General features: G+C 72.2%; 14 protein-coding genes. 13 read left to right on the top strand and 1 reads right to left on the bottom strand.

Going from position 1 to position 16,867, the window contains the following annotated elements; genetic code table 11:
• Positions 1 to 69 precede the first annotated feature (69 nt).
• The gene (locus AB0P06_RS05200; RefSeq protein ID WP_363605207.1) at positions 70 to 357 is read left to right on the top strand and encodes a hypothetical protein; all 288 of its coding nucleotides are present in this window, start codon (positions 70 to 72) and stop codon (positions 355 to 357) included.
• The gene (locus tag AB0P06_RS05205) at positions 354 to 530 is read left to right on the top strand and encodes a hypothetical protein (RefSeq protein WP_363605209.1); all 177 of its coding nucleotides are present in this window, start codon (positions 354 to 356) and stop codon (positions 528 to 530) included. The genes AB0P06_RS05200 and AB0P06_RS05205 overlap by 4 nt, the downstream gene beginning before the upstream one ends.
• A gap of 80 nt (positions 531 to 610) precedes the next feature.
• Here the strand turns inward: AB0P06_RS05205 and AB0P06_RS05210 are convergent, their stop codons facing one another.
• Positions 611 to 943 (bottom strand): VOC family protein, encoded by a 333-nt coding sequence (locus tag AB0P06_RS05210; RefSeq protein WP_363605211.1) that lies wholly within the window; start codon positions 941 to 943, stop codon positions 611 to 613.
• Between the two features lie 350 nt (positions 944 to 1,293).
• On the opposite strand from AB0P06_RS05210, the gene AB0P06_RS05215 reads away from it, so the two are divergent.
• The 11 genes from AB0P06_RS05215 to AB0P06_RS05265 all read left to right on the top strand — a co-directional run bounded on the left by AB0P06_RS05215 (position 1,294) and on the right by AB0P06_RS05265 (position 16,783).
• The gene (locus tag AB0P06_RS05215) at positions 1,294 to 2,838 is read left to right on the top strand and encodes a cytochrome ubiquinol oxidase subunit I (protein WP_363605212.1); all 1,545 of its coding nucleotides are present in this window, start codon (positions 1,294 to 1,296) and stop codon (positions 2,836 to 2,838) included.
• A 9-nt stretch (positions 2,839 to 2,847) separates the two neighbouring features.
• Positions 2,848 to 3,873: a cytochrome d ubiquinol oxidase subunit II gene (gene cydB / locus AB0P06_RS05220; protein ID WP_363605214.1), complete on the top strand. Its 1,026-nt coding sequence runs from the start codon at positions 2,848 to 2,850 to the stop codon at positions 3,871 to 3,873.
• A 4-nt stretch (positions 3,874 to 3,877) separates the two neighbouring features.
• Positions 3,878 to 7,423, top strand: a complete 3,546-nt coding sequence (gene cydD, locus AB0P06_RS05225) for a thiol reductant ABC exporter subunit CydD (protein WP_363605215.1) — start codon at positions 3,878 to 3,880, stop codon at positions 7,421 to 7,423.
• 212 nt (positions 7,424 to 7,635) lie between these two features.
• Positions 7,636 to 9,300, top strand: a complete 1,665-nt coding sequence (locus AB0P06_RS05230; protein WP_363605484.1) for a GAF domain-containing protein — start codon at positions 7,636 to 7,638, stop codon at positions 9,298 to 9,300.
• A 301-nt stretch (positions 9,301 to 9,601) separates the two neighbouring features.
• On the top strand, positions 9,602 to 9,922 hold the full coding sequence (locus AB0P06_RS05235; protein WP_363605216.1) for a hypothetical protein: 321 nt from the start codon (positions 9,602 to 9,604) through the stop codon (positions 9,920 to 9,922).
• The gene (locus tag AB0P06_RS05240; RefSeq protein ID WP_363605217.1) at positions 9,912 to 10,316 is read left to right on the top strand and encodes a hypothetical protein; all 405 of its coding nucleotides are present in this window, start codon (positions 9,912 to 9,914) and stop codon (positions 10,314 to 10,316) included. The genes AB0P06_RS05235 and AB0P06_RS05240 overlap by 11 nt, the downstream gene beginning before the upstream one ends.
• 450 nt (positions 10,317 to 10,766) lie before the next feature.
• Positions 10,767 to 11,822, top strand: a complete 1,056-nt coding sequence (locus AB0P06_RS05245) for a substrate-binding domain-containing protein (protein WP_363605218.1) — start codon at positions 10,767 to 10,769, stop codon at positions 11,820 to 11,822.
• Positions 11,823 to 11,918: 96 nt separating this feature from the next.
• A complete protein-coding gene (locus tag AB0P06_RS05250) occupies positions 11,919 to 12,977 on the top strand; it encodes a substrate-binding domain-containing protein (RefSeq protein WP_363605220.1) in 1,059 nt (352 codons plus the stop codon).
• Positions 12,978 to 13,002: 25 nt separating this feature from the next.
• Positions 13,003 to 13,155 (top strand): hypothetical protein, encoded by a 153-nt coding sequence (locus AB0P06_RS05255; protein WP_363605221.1) that lies wholly within the window; start codon positions 13,003 to 13,005, stop codon positions 13,153 to 13,155.
• A gap of 166 nt (positions 13,156 to 13,321) precedes the next feature.
• Positions 13,322 to 13,915, top strand: coding sequence for a hypothetical protein (locus AB0P06_RS05260; protein ID WP_363605222.1), 594 nt, complete (start codon positions 13,322 to 13,324; stop codon positions 13,913 to 13,915).
• A gap of 240 nt (positions 13,916 to 14,155) precedes the next feature.
• The gene (locus tag AB0P06_RS05265; RefSeq protein ID WP_363605223.1) at positions 14,156 to 16,783 is read left to right on the top strand and encodes a hypothetical protein; all 2,628 of its coding nucleotides are present in this window, start codon (positions 14,156 to 14,158) and stop codon (positions 16,781 to 16,783) included.
• The last annotated feature ends 84 nt before the right edge of the window (positions 16,784 to 16,867 follow it).

A 16,867-nucleotide genomic window follows, 5' to 3' on the forward strand; every position in this document is an offset into this window, starting at 1 on the left:
GACGTAAGTGGCCTCGGATCGCGGGAACGGTCCGAGGCCGATGCCACCAGCTACAACGGAGCTGACGACATGCGCGAGCTTATCGCGACCCTCTTCGAACCCCTCCGGGCGTTCCTCGCCCCCGGCACCGGCCGACGGGCGAAGCCCTCGGTCCTCCGCTCGGCCTGTGCCTTCCTCGCCCCGAAGCCCCGGCGCGGGCCCGAGGTCGCGAGCTTCATCTGCACCGACCTCGACACCTGGCTCGCCGAGGTGGCCCGCCAACGCAGGCGCCGGGCCGAGGCGTTCGCCGCCGCGCTCGACCTGCCCGACCCCTCCCACTGGCTCGACAGCCTCACCGTCGGGGCGGTGGCCCGGTGACGGACAGCACGCCGGACGAGACCCCCGAAGAGTTCTGCTCGCACTGCCACCGGCGCCGCCCCGGCGTCACCGTCGTCGGCCACATCGAGGCCGTCAGCGGCCCCGGCTGGCTCGTCCTCGCCTGCCCCGACTGCACCCCCGCCGTACGGAAGGAGCTCGGCTACGCCACGTAGCCCGAGCCCGGCGGGCCCTCGCAGCAGCGAGGGACCGCCGAACAGCGTGGGGGTACCTTTCCGGGCGGCCGGCGGCGCGGCTACCTGACGCAGAACTCGTTGCCGGCCGGGTCCCGCAGAACGGTCCAGGCCAGACCCGGCACGCTGTGCTCGCTCACGACTGTTGCGCCCATGCCCACCAGCCGGTCCACCTCATCGGGGCGGCTCTGCGACGCGAAGTCCACATGGACGCGGTTCTTGCCCTGCCTGTCCTCGGGGACGCGCTGGAATCCCAGAGCCACCGGCTCCGCACCGACCACGACGAACTCGCCGAAGTCCTGGACGATCTCCGCGTCCAGCGCGGCCGCCCACCACCGGGCGAGCTCCTGCGGCTCCGCGCAGTCCACTGTGATCATCGCCGCCGAAAGAGTCATGGACGCACTGTAGCCATCCAGGGCGGAGCGGCAGCGGTGCGGCCGGATCCTGCCGATCGGCCTGGGCCCGGCCCCGTCTGTCAAGCGACGGATCGGCCAAGATTGCCGCGGTGCGCGCCCGGCCCGCTTGTTGTGGCGGCGCCGGGCGGGTCCGCAGACTGTGCGCACAACATCGCTGGTCAACCCCCACCCCGCCTGCGGGCCGCTCGTAAGCATCGTGGATACTTCCCTTGTGAACGTGTTCACGTTCACAAGCGGACAAGCTTGCGCGGTTGGGCAGCGGTCTACAGCTATAGATGAAGTTTGTCCTGAATGTGCCCTACGACAGGGTCAGTTGGAGAGAGGGCGACGTGGAACTGGCAATCGCTCACGAGACCATCGCGCGATGGCAATTCGGCATCACCACCGTCTACCACTTCCTCTTCGTCCCGCTCACCATCAGCCTGGCCGCCATCGTGGCCGGGCTGGAGACCGCCTGGGTGCGGACGAACAAGGAGAAGTACTTCCACGCCACCAAGTTCTGGGGGAAGCTTTTCCTGATCAACATCGCGATGGGCGTGGTCACCGGCATCGTCCAGGAGTTCCAGTTCGGCATGAACTGGTCGGACTACTCCCGGTTCGTGGGTGATGTCTTCGGTGCCCCGCTCGCGATGGAGGCGCTGATCGCCTTCTTCTTCGAGTCCACCTTCATCGGGCTCTGGATCTTCGGCTGGGACAAGCTGCCGAAGAAGCTGCACTGCGCCTGCATGTGGATGGTCGCACTCGGCACCGTGCTCTCGGCCTACTTCATCCTGGCCGCCAACTCGTGGATGCAGCACCCGGTCGGCTACTCGATCGACCCGGTGACCGGCAAGGCGCAGCTCACCGACATAGCGCGGGTGCTGTTCCAGGACACCACCGTCACCGTCGTGCTGCACACCCTGACCGCGGCCTTCCTCACCGGCGCGGCCTTCATGGTCGGCATCGCCTCCTTCCACCTCTGGAAGGCCAAGCGCAAGCCGGAGACGGCCGACCCCAAGAAGACCGCCGTGATGCGGACCTCGCTGCGGCTCGGCCTGGTCCTCGCGGTGATCTTCGGTCTGGGCACCGCGCTCAGCGGCGACTCGCTGGCCAAGGTCATGTTCCGCCAGCAGCCGATGAAGATGGCCGCCGCCGAGGCCCTCTGGGACACCCAGGCGCCCGCGCCGTTCTCGGTCTTCGCGGTCGGTGACGTCAGCAAGGGCCACAACTCGGTCGAGCTGGAGATCCCGGGGATACTCTCCTTCCTCGCCAACAGCGACTTCAGCTCCTCCGTCCCGGGCATCAACGACACCGCCCAGGCCGAGGCCGCCAAGTACGGCGGTGACCCGAAGGACTACATCCCGAGCATCTTCGTGACGTACTGGGGCTTCCGCCTCATGATCGGCTTCGGGATGACCTCCTTCATGGCCGGCCTGATCGGACTCTGGACCACCCGGAAGAAGCGGTTCCTGGCACCGGAGTTCCGCACCGGCGAGACCGAGGTGCCCCGGCTGATGCTCACCCCGAAGCGCGAGCTCGGGCCGTTCCTCACCAAGTGGAGCTGGCGGATCGGCATCCTCACCATGGGGTTCCCGCTGATCGCCAACAGCTTCGGCTGGATCTTCACCGAGATGGGCCGCCAGCCCTGGGCCGTCTTCGGGCTGATGACCACCGCGAGCGCCGTCTCGCCGAACGTCGGCATCGGCACCCAGATCGGCGCCCTGACCACCTTCACCCTGCTGTACGCGATCCTCGCCGTCGTCGAGGTGCGGCTGCTGGTCAAGTACGCCAAGGCCGGCCCGGTCACCGCCGAGGAGCCGCCCGCCAAGGACCCGACGCTGCGCGGCCCGTCCTCCGAGGACGACGCCGACAAGCCGCTCGCCTTCGCCTACTGAGGATCCGAAATGCAACTCCACGACGTCTGGTTCATCCTCATCGCCGTCCTGTGGATCGGCTACTTCTTCCTTGAGGGCTTCGACTTCGGCATCGGCATCCTGACCAAGCCGCTGGCCCGCGGCCGTGCCGAGCGGCGGGTACTGATCAACACCATCGGCCCGGTCTGGGACGGCAACGAGGTCTGGCTGCTGACCGCCGGCGGGGCCACCTTCGCGGCCTTCCCCGACTGGTACGCGACGCTGTTCAGCGGCTTCTACATCCCGCTGCTGATCATCCTGGTCTGCCTGATCGTCCGCGGCGTCGCCTTCGAGTACCGGGCCAAGCGCCCGGAGGAGCGCTGGCAGCGGAACTGGGAGGAGGCCATCTTCTGGACCTCGCTGATCCCGGCCTTCCTCTGGGGCGTGGCCTTCGCCAACATCGTCCGCGGCGTCGACATCGACCAGCAGAAGAACTACGTTGGCGGCTTCTGGGACCTGCTCAACCCGTACGCCATCCTGGGGGGCCTGGTGACGCTGTCGCTGTTCACGTTCCACGGCGCGGTGTTCGCCGCGCTCAAGACGGTCGGCGACATCCGGGAGCGGGCGCGGGTCATGGCGCTGCGGGCCGGCCTGGTGACGGCCGTGCTGGCGCTGGCCTTCCTGGTCTGGACCCAGGCCGACAGCGGCAACGGCTGGAGCCTCGTGGCCATGGTGATCGCCGTACTGGCCCTGGTGGCGGCCCTGGTGGCCAACCAGCTGGGCCGCGAGGGCTGGGCGTTCATCGCCTCCGGGGCGACCGTGGTGGCCGCCGTCGCGATGCTCTTCCTGGCGCTCTTCCCGGACGTGATGCCGTCCACCCTCAACACCGAATGGAGCCTGACCGTCTCCAACGCCTCGTCCTCGCCGTACACGCTGAAGCTGATGACCATCGTCGCCGCGGTCTTCACCCCGCTCGTGCTGCTCTACCAGGGCTGGACGTACTGGGTGTTCCGCAAGCGGATCGGCGTCCAGCACATCCCCGGGCACGACCCGGCCGCCGCGCTCGACAAGGCCTGACCCCGTGAAGCCGGTCGACCCCCGACTCCTCGGGTACGCCCGCACCACCCGTGCCTTCCTCGCCGGATCGGTGGTCCTCGGCGGGGCGGGCGCGGCCCTGGTGGTCGCCCAGGCGAGCCTGATCGCCGAGATCGTCGTCCGGGCGTTCCAGCAGGGCGCGGCCCTCGGCGAGCTGACCACGCCGCTGGTCCTGCTCGCGCTGACCGCGCTCGGGCGCGGGCTGGTCGGCTGGCTCACCGAACTCACCGCGCACCGGTCCGTCGCCCGGGTGAAGTCCACCCTGCGCCGCCGGCTGCTCGACCACGCCACCGCGCTCGGCCCGGCCTACCTGGCGGGCCGGCGCACCGGCGAACTCACCACCCTCGCCACCCGCGGCATCGACGCGCTCGACGACTACTTCGCCCGCTACCTCCCGCAGCTGGCGCTCTCCGTCGTGGTGCCGGTGATCGTGCTGCTGCGGATCGTCGGCGCCGACTTCGCCTCCGCCGCGATCATCGCCGGGACGCTGCCGCTGATCCCGCTGTTCATGGTGCTGATCGGGATGGCCACCCAGTCCCGGATGGACCGGCAGTGGGACACCCTCTCCCGGCTCTCGCACCACTTCCTCGACGTGGTCGCCGGGCTGCCCACCCTCAAGGTGTTCAACCGGGCCCGGGCCCAGGCCGCCACCATCGCCCGGATCACCGCCGACTACCGCCGGGCCACCCTGCGGACCCTGCGGATCGCCTTCATCTCCTCGTTCGCGCTGGAACTGCTCTCCACGCTGTCCGTCGCGCTGGTCGCGGTCTCCGTCGGCTTCCGGCTGGTGGACGGCACGCTGGACCTGGAGACCGGGCTGCTGGTCCTGATCCTCGCGCCCGAGGTGTACTTCCCGATCCGCCAGGTCGGCGCGCTCTACCACTCCAGCGTGGAGGGGCTGACGGCGGCGGACGAGATCTTCCAGGTGCTGGAGACCCCGCTGCCGGCGGCGGGCACGGTGGCGGCACCCGCCCTCGCCGGTGCCGTCGTCACGGCCGAAGACCTCACCGTCACCTTCCCCGGCCGTACCGGGCCCGCCCTCGACGACGCCTCGCTGACCCTCCGCCCGGGCGGCACGGTCGCGCTCACCGGCCCGAGCGGGGCCGGCAAGAGCACCCTGCTCGCCGTCCTGCTCGGCCTCACCACGCCGGACACCGGCACCGTCCGGATCACCGCCGCCGACGGGCGGACGTACGACCTGGCCGAGCTGGCGCCGGAGAGCTGGCGCCGGCAGATCGCCTGGGTGCCGCAGCACCCGCACCTGTTCGCCGGCACCATCACCGACAACCTGCGGCTGTACCGGCCGGACGCGGACGAACCGGAACTGCGGGCCGCGCTGCGCGCCGCGCACGCGCTGGACTTCGTGGACCGGCTGCCGCAGGGGCTCGCCACCGTGCTGGGCGAGGACGGCGCCGGGCTCTCGGCCGGCCAGCGGCAGCGGCTGGCGCTCGCCCGGGTGCTGCTCGCCGACGACCGGCCGCTGGTGCTGCTCGACGAGCCGACCGCCAACCTGGACGGCGAGTCGGAGGCGGCCGTCGTGGCCGCCGTCCGGGCACTGGCCGAGGACCCGGCGCGGACCGTGCTGCTGGTCGCCCACCGCCCGGCCCTGCTGGCGGTGGCGGACGAGCGGGTACGGCTGGCCGGGCCCGCCCCGATGGCCGCCGCGGCCGCCCGCCCGCCCCGGCTCACGCACGACGGCCGGCCGGTGCCCGCCACCGACCCGGGCGAGGGCGACCCCGCCGCCGAGGCCACCACGCCGCGGCTCGCGCTCTCCGTCCTGCTCGGCTCGCTCGCCCTCGGCTGCGCGGTCGCCCTGATGGCCACCTCCGGGTACCTCATCTCCCGTGCCTCCGAGATGCCGCCCGTCCTCTACCTGATGATGGCCGTCACCTCGGTCCGGGCCTTCGGCATCGGGCGGAGCGTCTTCCGCTACGCCGAGCGGCTGGTCTCGCACGACGCCGTCCTGCGGACCCTCGGCACGCTGCGGGCGGCCGTCCACCGGCGGCTCACCGTGCTCGCCCCGGCCGGGCTGCCCGCGTTCCGCCGGGGGGACCTGCTGTCGCGGCTGGTCGCGGACGTCGACGCGGTCCAGGACCACTACCTGCGCTGGCGGCTGCCGGCGGCGGTGGCGGCCGTGGTCTCGCTGGCCTCCGCCGTCGCGCTCGGGCTGTTCCTGCCCGCCGCCGGCGTCGTGCTCGGGCTGGGGCTGCTGCTGGCCGGGGCCGTGGTGCCCGCGCTGGCCGCCCGCTGGTCGGCCGGCACCGAGCGGCGGCAGGCGCCGGCCCGGGGGCGGCTGGCCACCGCCGTGGTGGACACCTTCACCGGCACCGCCGAGCTGACCGTCGCCGGGGCGCTCCCCGGCCGGCTGGCCGCCGTCCGCTCCGCCGACTCCGCGCTGACCGGGCTGGCCGCCCGGTCGGCCGCCACCACGGCGCTCGGCACCGGCCTGATCGCGCTGCTCACCGGGCTGACGGTGGCCGCAGCCGCGGCCGTCGGCGTCCAGGGCGTGCGGGCCGGCGCGCTGGCGCCGGTCTGCCTGGCGGTCGTCGTGCTCACCCCGCTGGCCGCCTTCGAGGCCGTCACCGGCATGCCGCTCGCCGTCCAGGCCCGCCAGCGCAGCCGGGCCGCCTCGGCGCGGCTGCGCGAGGTGCTGGACGCGCCGGCCGTGGTCGCCGAGCCCGCCGCCCCGGCGGCGCTGCCCGGGCAGCCGCTGCCGATCGCCGTCCGCGGGCTGACCGTCCGGCACCCCGGACAGGCCGAGTCCGCGCTCACCGGGGTGGACCTCGATCTCGCCGCCGGGCGCCGGATCGCGGTCGTCGGCCCGTCCGGCTCCGGCAAGACCACGCTGGCCCAGGCGCTGCTGCGCTTCCTGGACCAGACGGCGGGCACGGTCACCCTCGCCGCCGGCCGTCCACCGGCCGTGGACAGCCGGGAGCTCGCCGGGGACGACGTCCGGCGGGTGATCGGGCTCTGCGCGCAGGACGCCCACGTCTTCGACAGCTCGCTGCGGGAGAACCTCCGGCTGGCCCGGCCGGCGGCCACCGAGGACGAGCTGCGCGCGGCGCTCGCCGCCGCCCGCCTGCTGGACTGGACCGACACCCTCCCGGCCGGCCTGGACACCATGGTCGGCGAGCACGGCGCCCGCCTCTCCGGCGGCCAGCGGCAGCGGCTCGCGCTCGCCCGCGCGCTGCTCGCCGACTTCCCCGTGCTGGTCCTCGACGAGCCCGCCGAGCACCTGGACCTGCCGACCGCCGACGCCCTCACCGCCGACCTGCTCGCCGCCACCGCGGGCCGCACCACCGTCCTGATCACCCACCGGCTGGCCGGCCTGGACGACACCACGGTCGACGAGGTCCTGGTGCTGGACGCCGGACGGGTCGCCGAACGCGGCACCTGGTCGGCCCTGGTGGCGGACCGGGGCGGCCGGCTGCGGGCGATGTGGGAACGGGAGCAGGAGGCGGACGGGCTGGTGGACGCGCCGGGGAGCGGGCCTGGCGCCCCCGACCGGGCCGGGGCGCCGGTCGGAAACTGATGCCGGGCGGCCGTGCCGTCCTTCGGCAGAAAACCGTACAAACTACGCTCGTCTTCATGGACCCCACGCCAGACCTCTCCGCCGCCGCACCCGGCCCGACGCCGTCCGATCCGGCGCCGCACCGGGTGCCCGAGATCTCCTCGCTCGGGCTGGACACGCTGGTCACCGAGGTGGCGGAGCGCCTGCAGTCGGCGGCGGCCGTCACCGACCGGATGCAGCGGCTGCTGGAGGCGGTGGTCTCGGTCGGGTCCGGGCTGGACCTGCACGCCACCCTGCACCGGATCGCCACCGGCGCGGCGGAACTGGTGGACGCCAGGTACGCGGCGCTCGGGGTGATCGCGCCGGGCGGACACGGACTGGCCGACTTCATCCACGTCGGGGTGGACGACGAGACCGCCACCGAGATCGGCGAACTGCCCGCCGGGCGGGGCATCCTGGGCGCGCTGATCGACCGCCCCGAGCCGCTGCGCCTCACCGACCTCACCACCGACCCGCGCTCGTCCGGTTTCCCGTCGCACCACCCGTCGATGAGGACCTTCCTCGGGGAGCCGATCCGGATCCGGGAGGAGGTCTTCGGCAACCTCTACCTCACCGAGAAGAAGGGCGGCGGCGCCTTCACCCCCGAGGACGAGCAGGTCGTGCACGCGCTCGCCGCCGCGGCCGGCGTGGCGATCGAGAACTCGCGGCTGTACGAGGAGGGCCGGCGGCGGGAGCGCTGGATCGCCGGCGCGGCCGCCGTCACCACGGCGCTGCTCTCCACCGACGAGGCCGAGGTGGCGCTGACCGTCGCGGCCGAGCAGGTACGGGAGTTGGCGGACGCGGCGCTCGGCATGATCCTGCTGCCCACCAGCGGCGGGCCCGCGGACGGCCAGATGCGGGTGGCCCACGCCTCGGGCGAGGCGGCCGAGTTCGTCCGGGGCGAGCTGCTGCCGCAGGACAGCTTCGCCGCGCGGCTGTTGCAGGGCGAGAGCGTCTACCTGGACGACATGTCCAGCGACCCGACCGTGGTGATCCGCCTGGCGCGCAGCTTCGGCCCGTCGATGGCGGTGCCGATGGTCGCGGCCGGCCGGGTACTGGGCGGGCTCTGCGTGTGGCGCTCGCGCGGCGCGCTGCCGTTCACCGACTCGGAGAAGCAGCTCGCCGAGACCTTCGCCTCACAGGCCGCGCTCGCCCTGCGGCTCGCCGAGGGCCAGCGGGACCAGCAGCGCCTGGCCGTCTTCCAGGACCGCGACCGGATCGCCCGGGACCTCCACGACCTGGTGATCCAGCGGCTGTTCGCCACCGGGATGATGCTGGAGAGCGCCGCCCGGCGGGCCCTCGTCCCCGAGGTGAAGGTCGGCATCGGCAAGGCCGTGGACGAGCTGGACGCCACCATCCAGGAGGTCCGCACCACCATCTACGCACTGCAGCACGACAACCACGGCGACGCCCCCGACACCCTGCGGACCAGGGTGCTGCGGGAGGGCAGTCAGGCCGCGGCGGCGCTCGGGTTCAAGCCGTCGGTGACCTTCACCGGGCCGGTGGAGAGCCTGGTCGGCGAGAATACCGGGCGTCAACTCCTGGCGGCGCTAAGGGAAATGCTCTCCAACACGGCCCGGCACGCGCGGGCCTCGCGGGTCGGGGTGGAGATCGACGCGACCGTGCACCTGGACGACGAGGGCCATCCGATGGGCGGCGGCCCGGAGTCGCTGGACCGGGCCGGGCGGCCGGGTGTGCTGCTCACCGTGACGGACGACGGCGTCGGCATTCCGCCCGGTGGGCGCCGCAGCGGCCTGCGCAACCTGACCCGGCGGGCGGAGGTGCTCGGCGGCGACGCGTGGCACGAGCCGGGCCCGTACGGCAAGGGCACGAGGGTGTGCTGGACCGCCCGGCTCTGAACGTTCGACGCTGCGTGTCCGGCCGGTTTCGAACGCCCTGTGCACGGAAAGGGAGGACGGCGTCCAGTTGGTGTACACCCGGTGAAAGTTTAACGAGAGAGAACTTCCCGGCCAACGGAGCAAGTTGTGCATTTCCCTCCCTTCCGGCGCCCTCGTGTGCACACATAGCTTTACTCCCGTCTCGGAGAGGTACCGGACTGGGGGAGCAGTGGACGCGTCAGGTCGCGGTCACACCGCAGCAGGGGCAGGTCGCGGGGGGTTCCGGACCGAACGGGCGCCGGACGGCCGGTACCGCTGGCAGTTGAAGGCGCCCAACGGCCGGGTGGTGGCGATCACCCCGGCCGCGTACGAGACGGCCGGTGAGGCCGAGCGCGGCTTCGACGGCTTACGGGCCGGTGCGGACGGGCTGGTCGCCCGGATCACCCATGTCCGGGACGGCATCGGCTGGATCTGGGTCGTCCCCGGCTCCCGCACCCTCCCCGAGGTGCGTTCCAGCCGTGCGTACGAGCGGTACGCGACCTGCCAGAACGCCTTCCGGCGGTTCGTGGCGCTGCTGGCCAAGCATCCCGGTCACGAACTCACCGACATCAGAGTCCCGTTGAGACCGTCCGATGCGGGCTGAGCGGCGTGGTCCGAGACTGCTGACCGTCCCCGCGGCCGGCCAGTGCGTCGGCTGGGCGCTGCGCGCCGCCAACGGGCGGCAGCTGGGCGTCGGTGTGCGCACCTACCGCAGCGAGGACGAACTCGCCGACGCGGTCAGAGAACTGATCATCGAACGGGCCGCGCTGCGGTGCACCGTCGGACAGTCCGAGGCCCGGCTCTGGGTGTGGACCGCCTACCTGCCGGTGCGCAGCACCCGGCCGGGCGCGGGCGAGGCCGGCCCGATCGCCCGCAGCGCCCGCGGCTATCTGCGGCGCGACCAGTGCCAGGCCGGGGTGGACGGCTTCCTGGCCGGGCTCCACTGGGTCGGCCAGGAACTGCGGCGGGCCGGCCGTGACGCCCGCTGGCCCTGGTGACGCTGCGCGCCCCTGCCGACCGTTCGTTTCTTCCCCCGTCGGCCCGTTCGCGCCCTCCCGCCCGCCCCGGCTCCGGCGTTCCCGCGCTCCCGGCCCGCCCGGCACTCCCCGCACGTCCGCCCGCCGTGGCTACCGCTGCCCCGTGCGCGCCGTTCCGGTGAAGCCCAGGTTTCCGGCAGCCTCCCGAACCGCCACCTGGAGAAGAACGTCACAGGCCTGCGACCTGCGTGTTTCTGCCCCTCCACGCCCGCGCTGACCAGTCGCTAAACCTGTCTGAACCGACGTATCGACAATCTCCGCCCGTCGTCGACCACCCTTCCGGCGGAACCTCCGAGCCGGACAGGATCAGCTCTGCCGGACGGACCGCCGCGGACGCGGTCACCGGCCCCGGGCCCCCAACCAGGGCCCGGGTACAGCGATGTACGTCTCTCCCACCGGAGGAACAGGAACATGCGCAAGACCGCTGCCAAGCTGCTCGCCGTCGCCGCTCTCGCGACCTCGGTCGCCACGATCGCCAGTGGCACCGCCATTGCCGACCCGACGGTCACCCCGGCCGCCACGGACATCGTGAGCGTGGGCTCCGACACGACCCAGGCCGTGTCGAACCAGTTCTCCACCGACTACAACGCCTACCTGGCGAGCATCGGCGACACCACCTCGCCGCGCTACTACAGCTGGGACGCGACCGGCTCCGCCACCATCAACCTGCGGGCCGGCGTCTCCAACTTCAACCGTCCGAACGGCTCCGGCGCCGGCATCACCGCGCTGAACGCGCTCAACAGCCCGGTCGACGTGGCCCGCTCCTCGCGTGGCCCGAAGGCGAACCCCGGTGGCGACCCGACCACCGACGTGTTCGTGGCCTTCGCCAAGGACGCGGTCTCCTGGTCCGCCCCGGCCACCGGCTACGCCCCGGCCGACCTCACCACCGTCCAGCTCAAGTCCATCTACGAGTGCGGCACCACCGACTGGCACACGATCGTCCCGTCCGTGCCGGCCGGCACCACCATCAAGCCGTACCTGCCCCAGAGCGACTCCGGCACCCGGGCCTTCTTCCTGACCGCGATCGGCAACCCGGCCCTGGGCCCCTGCGTCACCACCGGCCCGCAGGAGAACGAGGGCACCGACGCGGCGTTCACCAACCCCGCCTCGCTGTTCCCCTACTCGGTCGCGCACTACATCGGCCAGGTCTACGGCGGCCACAGCAGCGGCACCGACGCGCCCGGCAGCCTGACCATCCGCACGGTTGACGGTCTCTCGCCGCTCACCGCCGCCAACACGCTCAGCCCGCAGTTCGCCGCCACCCCGTACGGCCGGACGGTCTACAACGTGGTCCGTCAGGGCGACTGGACCGCGAGCAACGCCCGCGGCACCGCGCTCCGCAACATCTTCGGCCCGGCCAGCACCAACGGCTGGATCTGCAAGAACGGCACCAGCATCATCAAGAACTACGGCTTCCTCCCGCTGCCGGGCACCGCGTGCGGCAGCACCATCCAGAACACCGTCTGATCCACCGTCACCAACCAGGCGGCCGGGGGTGCTGAACCCCCGGCCGCCGGGCCGGATCCGGCGCCGAGTACGGATATTCAAGGAGTCCTGGCAACAGTGCGAAAGACCTCTGTCAAGCTGCTCGCCGGTCTGGCCCTGGTCATCACAGTGACGGCCACCGGCACCGTCGGTACGGCCGTTGCCGACCCTGCGGTCACGCCGTCGGCGACCGACATCGTGGGTGTGGGTACCGAGGACACCGAGGGGGTGCTCAACGAGTTGTCCGCCGGGTACAACGCCTATCTGGCCGGCCTGGGGGACACCGCCTCGCCGCGCCTGCGCAGTTGGGACGCGAACGGCAGTGCGCTCATCACGGTGAGGGCGGGCACCGCTCCGATCTCCCGGCCGCACGGTACGCGGCCCGGCATTCTGAAACTCATGGAACCCCGGAGCCCGGCGGACTTCGCCCGCTCCTCCCGTGGGCCGGAGCTCTTGGACCCGGGGACCCAGGACCCCCAGAGCAACGTCTTCGTGGCCTTCGCGAAGGACGCGGTGACCTGGTCGGCCAAGGCCGGCGGCCACGCACCCGGCAGTCTGAGCACGGCGCAGCTCAAGTCCATCTACGAGTGCTACGTCACCAACTGGCAGCAGATCGACCCCGCGCTGCCCAACGCGGCGATCAAGCCCTACCTGCCCCGGTACACCTCCGACACCCGGAGCTTCTTCCTGAAGGCGCTGGGCAACCCGGCTCTGGGCGGCTGCGTCACCACCGGCCCGCAGGAGAACGAGGGCACCGACCCGGCCCTGGACGACCCGGACGTGGTCTTCCCCTACTCGGTCGCGCACTACATCGGCCAGGTCTACGGCGGCCACAGCAGCGGTACCGACGCGCCCGGCAGCCTGGCCGTCCGCAGCATTGACGGCATCTCGCCGTTCACCGCCGCCAACACGCTCAGCCCGCAGTTCGCCTCCATGGTCTTCGGGCGGACGGTCTACAACGTCGTCCGTGAGAGCGAATGGATGGCGGCCGACGCCCACGGTGCCGCGCTCCGCAACATCTTCGGCATGGCCGGCCGCAATGGTTGGATCTGCAAGAACGGCACCGATGTGATCAAGAGCTACGGCTTCCTGCCGTTGCCGGGCACCGCGTGCGGCAGCACCATCCAGAACCCCTAGCGACTGTCATGAGCTGCCCGTCGGGGTGCTGAACTCCCGTCGACCTCCAACGGGGGCCGCGCTGCGTGCCGTCTTCGGGACGCCCGGCCTCGGCCGGGTCTGCGGGCACGGCATCGACACGATCAAGAGCTACGGCTTCCTGCCGCTGCCGGCCTTCTCGTGCGGTTCCACCATCTAGCGACCGGCCCGCGAGTGGTGACCGCGCGAGTGCGGCGCCGGTGACCCCAAAAGAACTTCGGCTTCCCGGATCCCCGGTGCGTGTTCACGGGATCCGGGCAGCCGGTGGCCGGCCTTCCGGGCCGGTGTTCCACCCAGCACAACCTTCACTCTCCAAGGAGCTCAGCATGTCCCGTACCCGCGCCCGCCTGGCCGCCACCGGTGCCGTCGTCGTCCTCGCCGTCACCGGTGCCAGCAGTGTGGCTGCCGCCGCCCCGGCGGCCACGGCCCCGACCGGCAGCGTGGTGGTGCACGAGAACACCACCTTCCTGAAGGACTCCGCTCTCAACGGTGTGGTGGTCATCCCGCTTCCCTCGGCGACTCCGTCCTACGACAACACCTCGGGCTTCTCGACGACCTTCCCGGTGACGGGCGGTCAGGTCAACCTGGCCGGCTACTACGGCAACGTCCAGCTCGGCGGCGGCCTGCTCTTCATCAACGTCTTCACCGGCAAGAGCGCGGTCTTCAAGCAGCTCGCGTTCAGCGCCGACAGCTGGCAGCTCACCGGCGTGCCGGTGGACGGCACCGCCCCGGTGGCGCTGCTGGACCCGGCCGGCAACACCCAGGTCACCAAGGTGGGCGCCACCCAGACCCTGACGGCCGCCGACCTCCAGGTGGACGTGGAGGGTGCGCAGTACGTGGACTCCAAGCTCAACACCACCTTCTTCAAGGGCGGCCAGTCCCTCGGTTCGCTCTCGCTGACCTTCACGGCCGGCAGCTGATCTCTCCCGTGCCTCAAGGCAGTTCGGCGGGCCCGCGCGACGGCGTGGGCCCGCCCCCCGTTGTGGATTTCCCAACTCCGCTACAGAGTCACCACGTTGGGCCCTCGTACATCAGGCCGACCGAATCCGGCCATCTATGGCTGGCCGAATGGATGCGTACCGGAATCGCCGGCCGCTCGCAGCCTGATCCATCCTCCGCGCCGCGTAACGGTGGTGCGGGATCGCACGGAGGTGCCCAGCATGAGAATCCGCCTGCCCGACCGGAGACATCCCGGGTGGTGGCGCCGGAGGCTACCGGCGCTCGCGCTCGTCTGGGGAGTGGTGGCGGCGCTCGGGGTGGTGCCGATCGGGATCGGGGCGCTGCCGCAGGCGCAGGCCGCGAGCTCGCTCACGGTGAAGGGCCCCAAGGTGTGGCTGCCGGCGACCGAGACGTACGGCCCCGAGGGCAGCGTCACCGTCTCGCAGGCGAGCAACCTCGGCAACCAGGTGCTCCAGGTGTCCTGGAGCGGCTTCACACCGACGGTCGACATCGTCCGCGGAAAGCCCGTGACGGTGGTGCCCCGGGGCAACACCTCGTTCGCCTACGCGGTCCGCGTCTACCAGTGCCGCGGTACGGACCCCAAGATCACCGACTGCTACGGCACCGCGGTCTACAACGCGGATCCGGCCAAGGGGTTCCTGCAGCCGGCGCCGCCCCCGGGCACCACCGCGCCGGACTTCCCGACCAACATGGTCGTCGCGCCGACCGGGCCGGACGGTTCCGGGGCCACCAGCATCGAGGTCTGGACCGGTCAGCAGAGTCCCTCGCTCGGCTGTGACGCGACCCACCCCTGCTCCCTGGTGGTCGAGCCGAACTACGGCGGGGACCCGCTCGACGGCTGGGCCGCTCGCAACGGGCAGCCCGACTGCAATGACCACTCCAGTGATATCGACTACGCCTTCGACACCACGACCGACGGCTTCCTGCAGTACCAGTACGGCTGGAAGCCCGGTATGAACGATGGCTTCATGATCGGCGAGATGTGTGCGTGGGAGCACCGCGCCGTCGTGCCGCTGTCGTTCGCGCCGACTCCGAGCGACTGCAAGGCCGCGGCGGCGGCCTTCAAGGCGGCGGGCCTGGAGATGGCCAACCGGGCCATGCAGCAGTGGCGCACCGGTCTCTGCCTGGACCAGAACCCGATGTCCATCCAGTACACCCCGGCGGGCGGCGAGCCCCAGGCCCGCGGGGACTTCCTCGGCGGCTCCGGACCGGATGTCGCGCTGACGGCCCGACCGGACCGCAGTCCGCCGGCGCGGCCGTACGTCTACGCCCCGCTCGCGACCACCGGGACGTCCGTCGTCTTCGTCGTCGACGACCCGACGACCGGGCGGCAGATCCGGGACCTCCGGCTGAACGCGCGACTGCTGGCCAAGCTGCTCACCCAGTCGTACTCCGCGCAGGGCGCCAAGATCGCCTCGGTGGAGGGGAATCCGACCTGTGTCTTCCAGGACCCGGAGTTCCTGAAGCTGAATCCGCAGACCGCCGAGAACGGGATCCACTGGCCGACGAGCTGCAGTCGGTTCCTGCCGACCGTCGTCGGCAGTATCACCGACCTCACCTACCAGCTGACCTCGTGGATCGCCGCCGACCCGGACGCCGCGCGGTTCCTGAACGGTGAGCCGGACCCGTGGGGCATGCACATCGACAGCTTCTACCTGCGGCCCAAGTACGCCGGCTTCCCGATCGACGCCCTCCAGCGTCAGGACGACACCGGTGTGGACGACCCGGCCCTGCCTGAGTACTTCCGGCACATGAAGCAGTACGAGTGGAACCCGGTCGGTGCCGACGGGCTGCTCGGGGTGGTCCGCAAGCTTCTGCAGAACCAGCCCAACTGCGTGAACCTCGACCCCAACAGCGCCGGTGCTCACGAGGCCTGCCCGGCGATGGACCGCGGGACCCGCACCCTGTTCGCCATCATGGACGCGGGCCAGGCCAAGGCCTTCTCGCTGCCCGAGGCGGCACTGCTGAACCCGGCCGGGGCCCTCGTGCCGCCGTCCACCTCCGGTTTCCAGGCCGCACTGGCGGACATGCCCGTCGATGCCGCCACCGGGACGCAGGAACTGCCGTACGGCCAGGCCGGTACCGAGTTCTCCCGGGACGCACAGGCTTACCCCCTCACCACCGTTCAGTACGCGATGGTGCCCACGGCCGGCGTCGGGCAGGACAAGGCCGCCGCGATCTCGCGGTTCGTCAAGACGGTGAGCGGCGCGGGCCAGGTCTACGGGACCGAGCCCGGCAAGCTCGCACCGGGCTTCCTCGGCCTGACCAACGCCCAGCGGCAGCAGGCGCAGGAAGCCGCCGACCACGTCGAGGCCCAGGACGGCAAGCTGCCCGGCAACCAGGTGGCCCCGCCCGCGCCGCCCAACGGCGGTGACGGCGGTACGACCGGTGGCACCGACGGCGGTACCACCGGCGGTACCGGTGGCGGAACCACCTCGGCGACCGACACCTCGGGCACCGGCGGTGGCACCGGTGCCGGTACGACCTCCGGCGGAGGCGGCACCGGTGGCAGCGGAACCGTCGGCGGCCTCGGCCCGGACGGCACCACGGGCGCCCCGGCGGCCGGCACCCCGGCGGCCCCCGGCGGCAAGCCCGGCGCCACGCCGAGCCCGTCCGGCGGCCCGCTGGCAGCCGCTCCGGTGGCGGCCGGGACCCCGGCGGCCGACCGGGCCGGTACCGCCCGCCTGCTCCTGCCGATCGCGCTGATCGCGGGCCTGGTGCTGCTGGTCGGCGGCCCGGCGGCGCTCTTCTTCGGCGGCACCCCCGCCGGAGCGAAGGCCGCGGCCGGACTGCGCTCCGGCTGGGCGCGGCTGCGCCGCAGGCACTGACGCTCCCGGCAATCGACTCGGCGGGGCCGCCGTCCTGGCCCCGCCGAGTCCCCTTCCCGGGGGCCTCGCCTCCGGGATCTCCCT

This window comes from Kitasatospora sp. NPDC088351 (assembly GCF_040685575.1).
In the GTDB taxonomy this organism is placed as follows: Bacteria; Actinomycetota; Actinomycetes; order Streptomycetales; family Streptomycetaceae; genus Kitasatospora.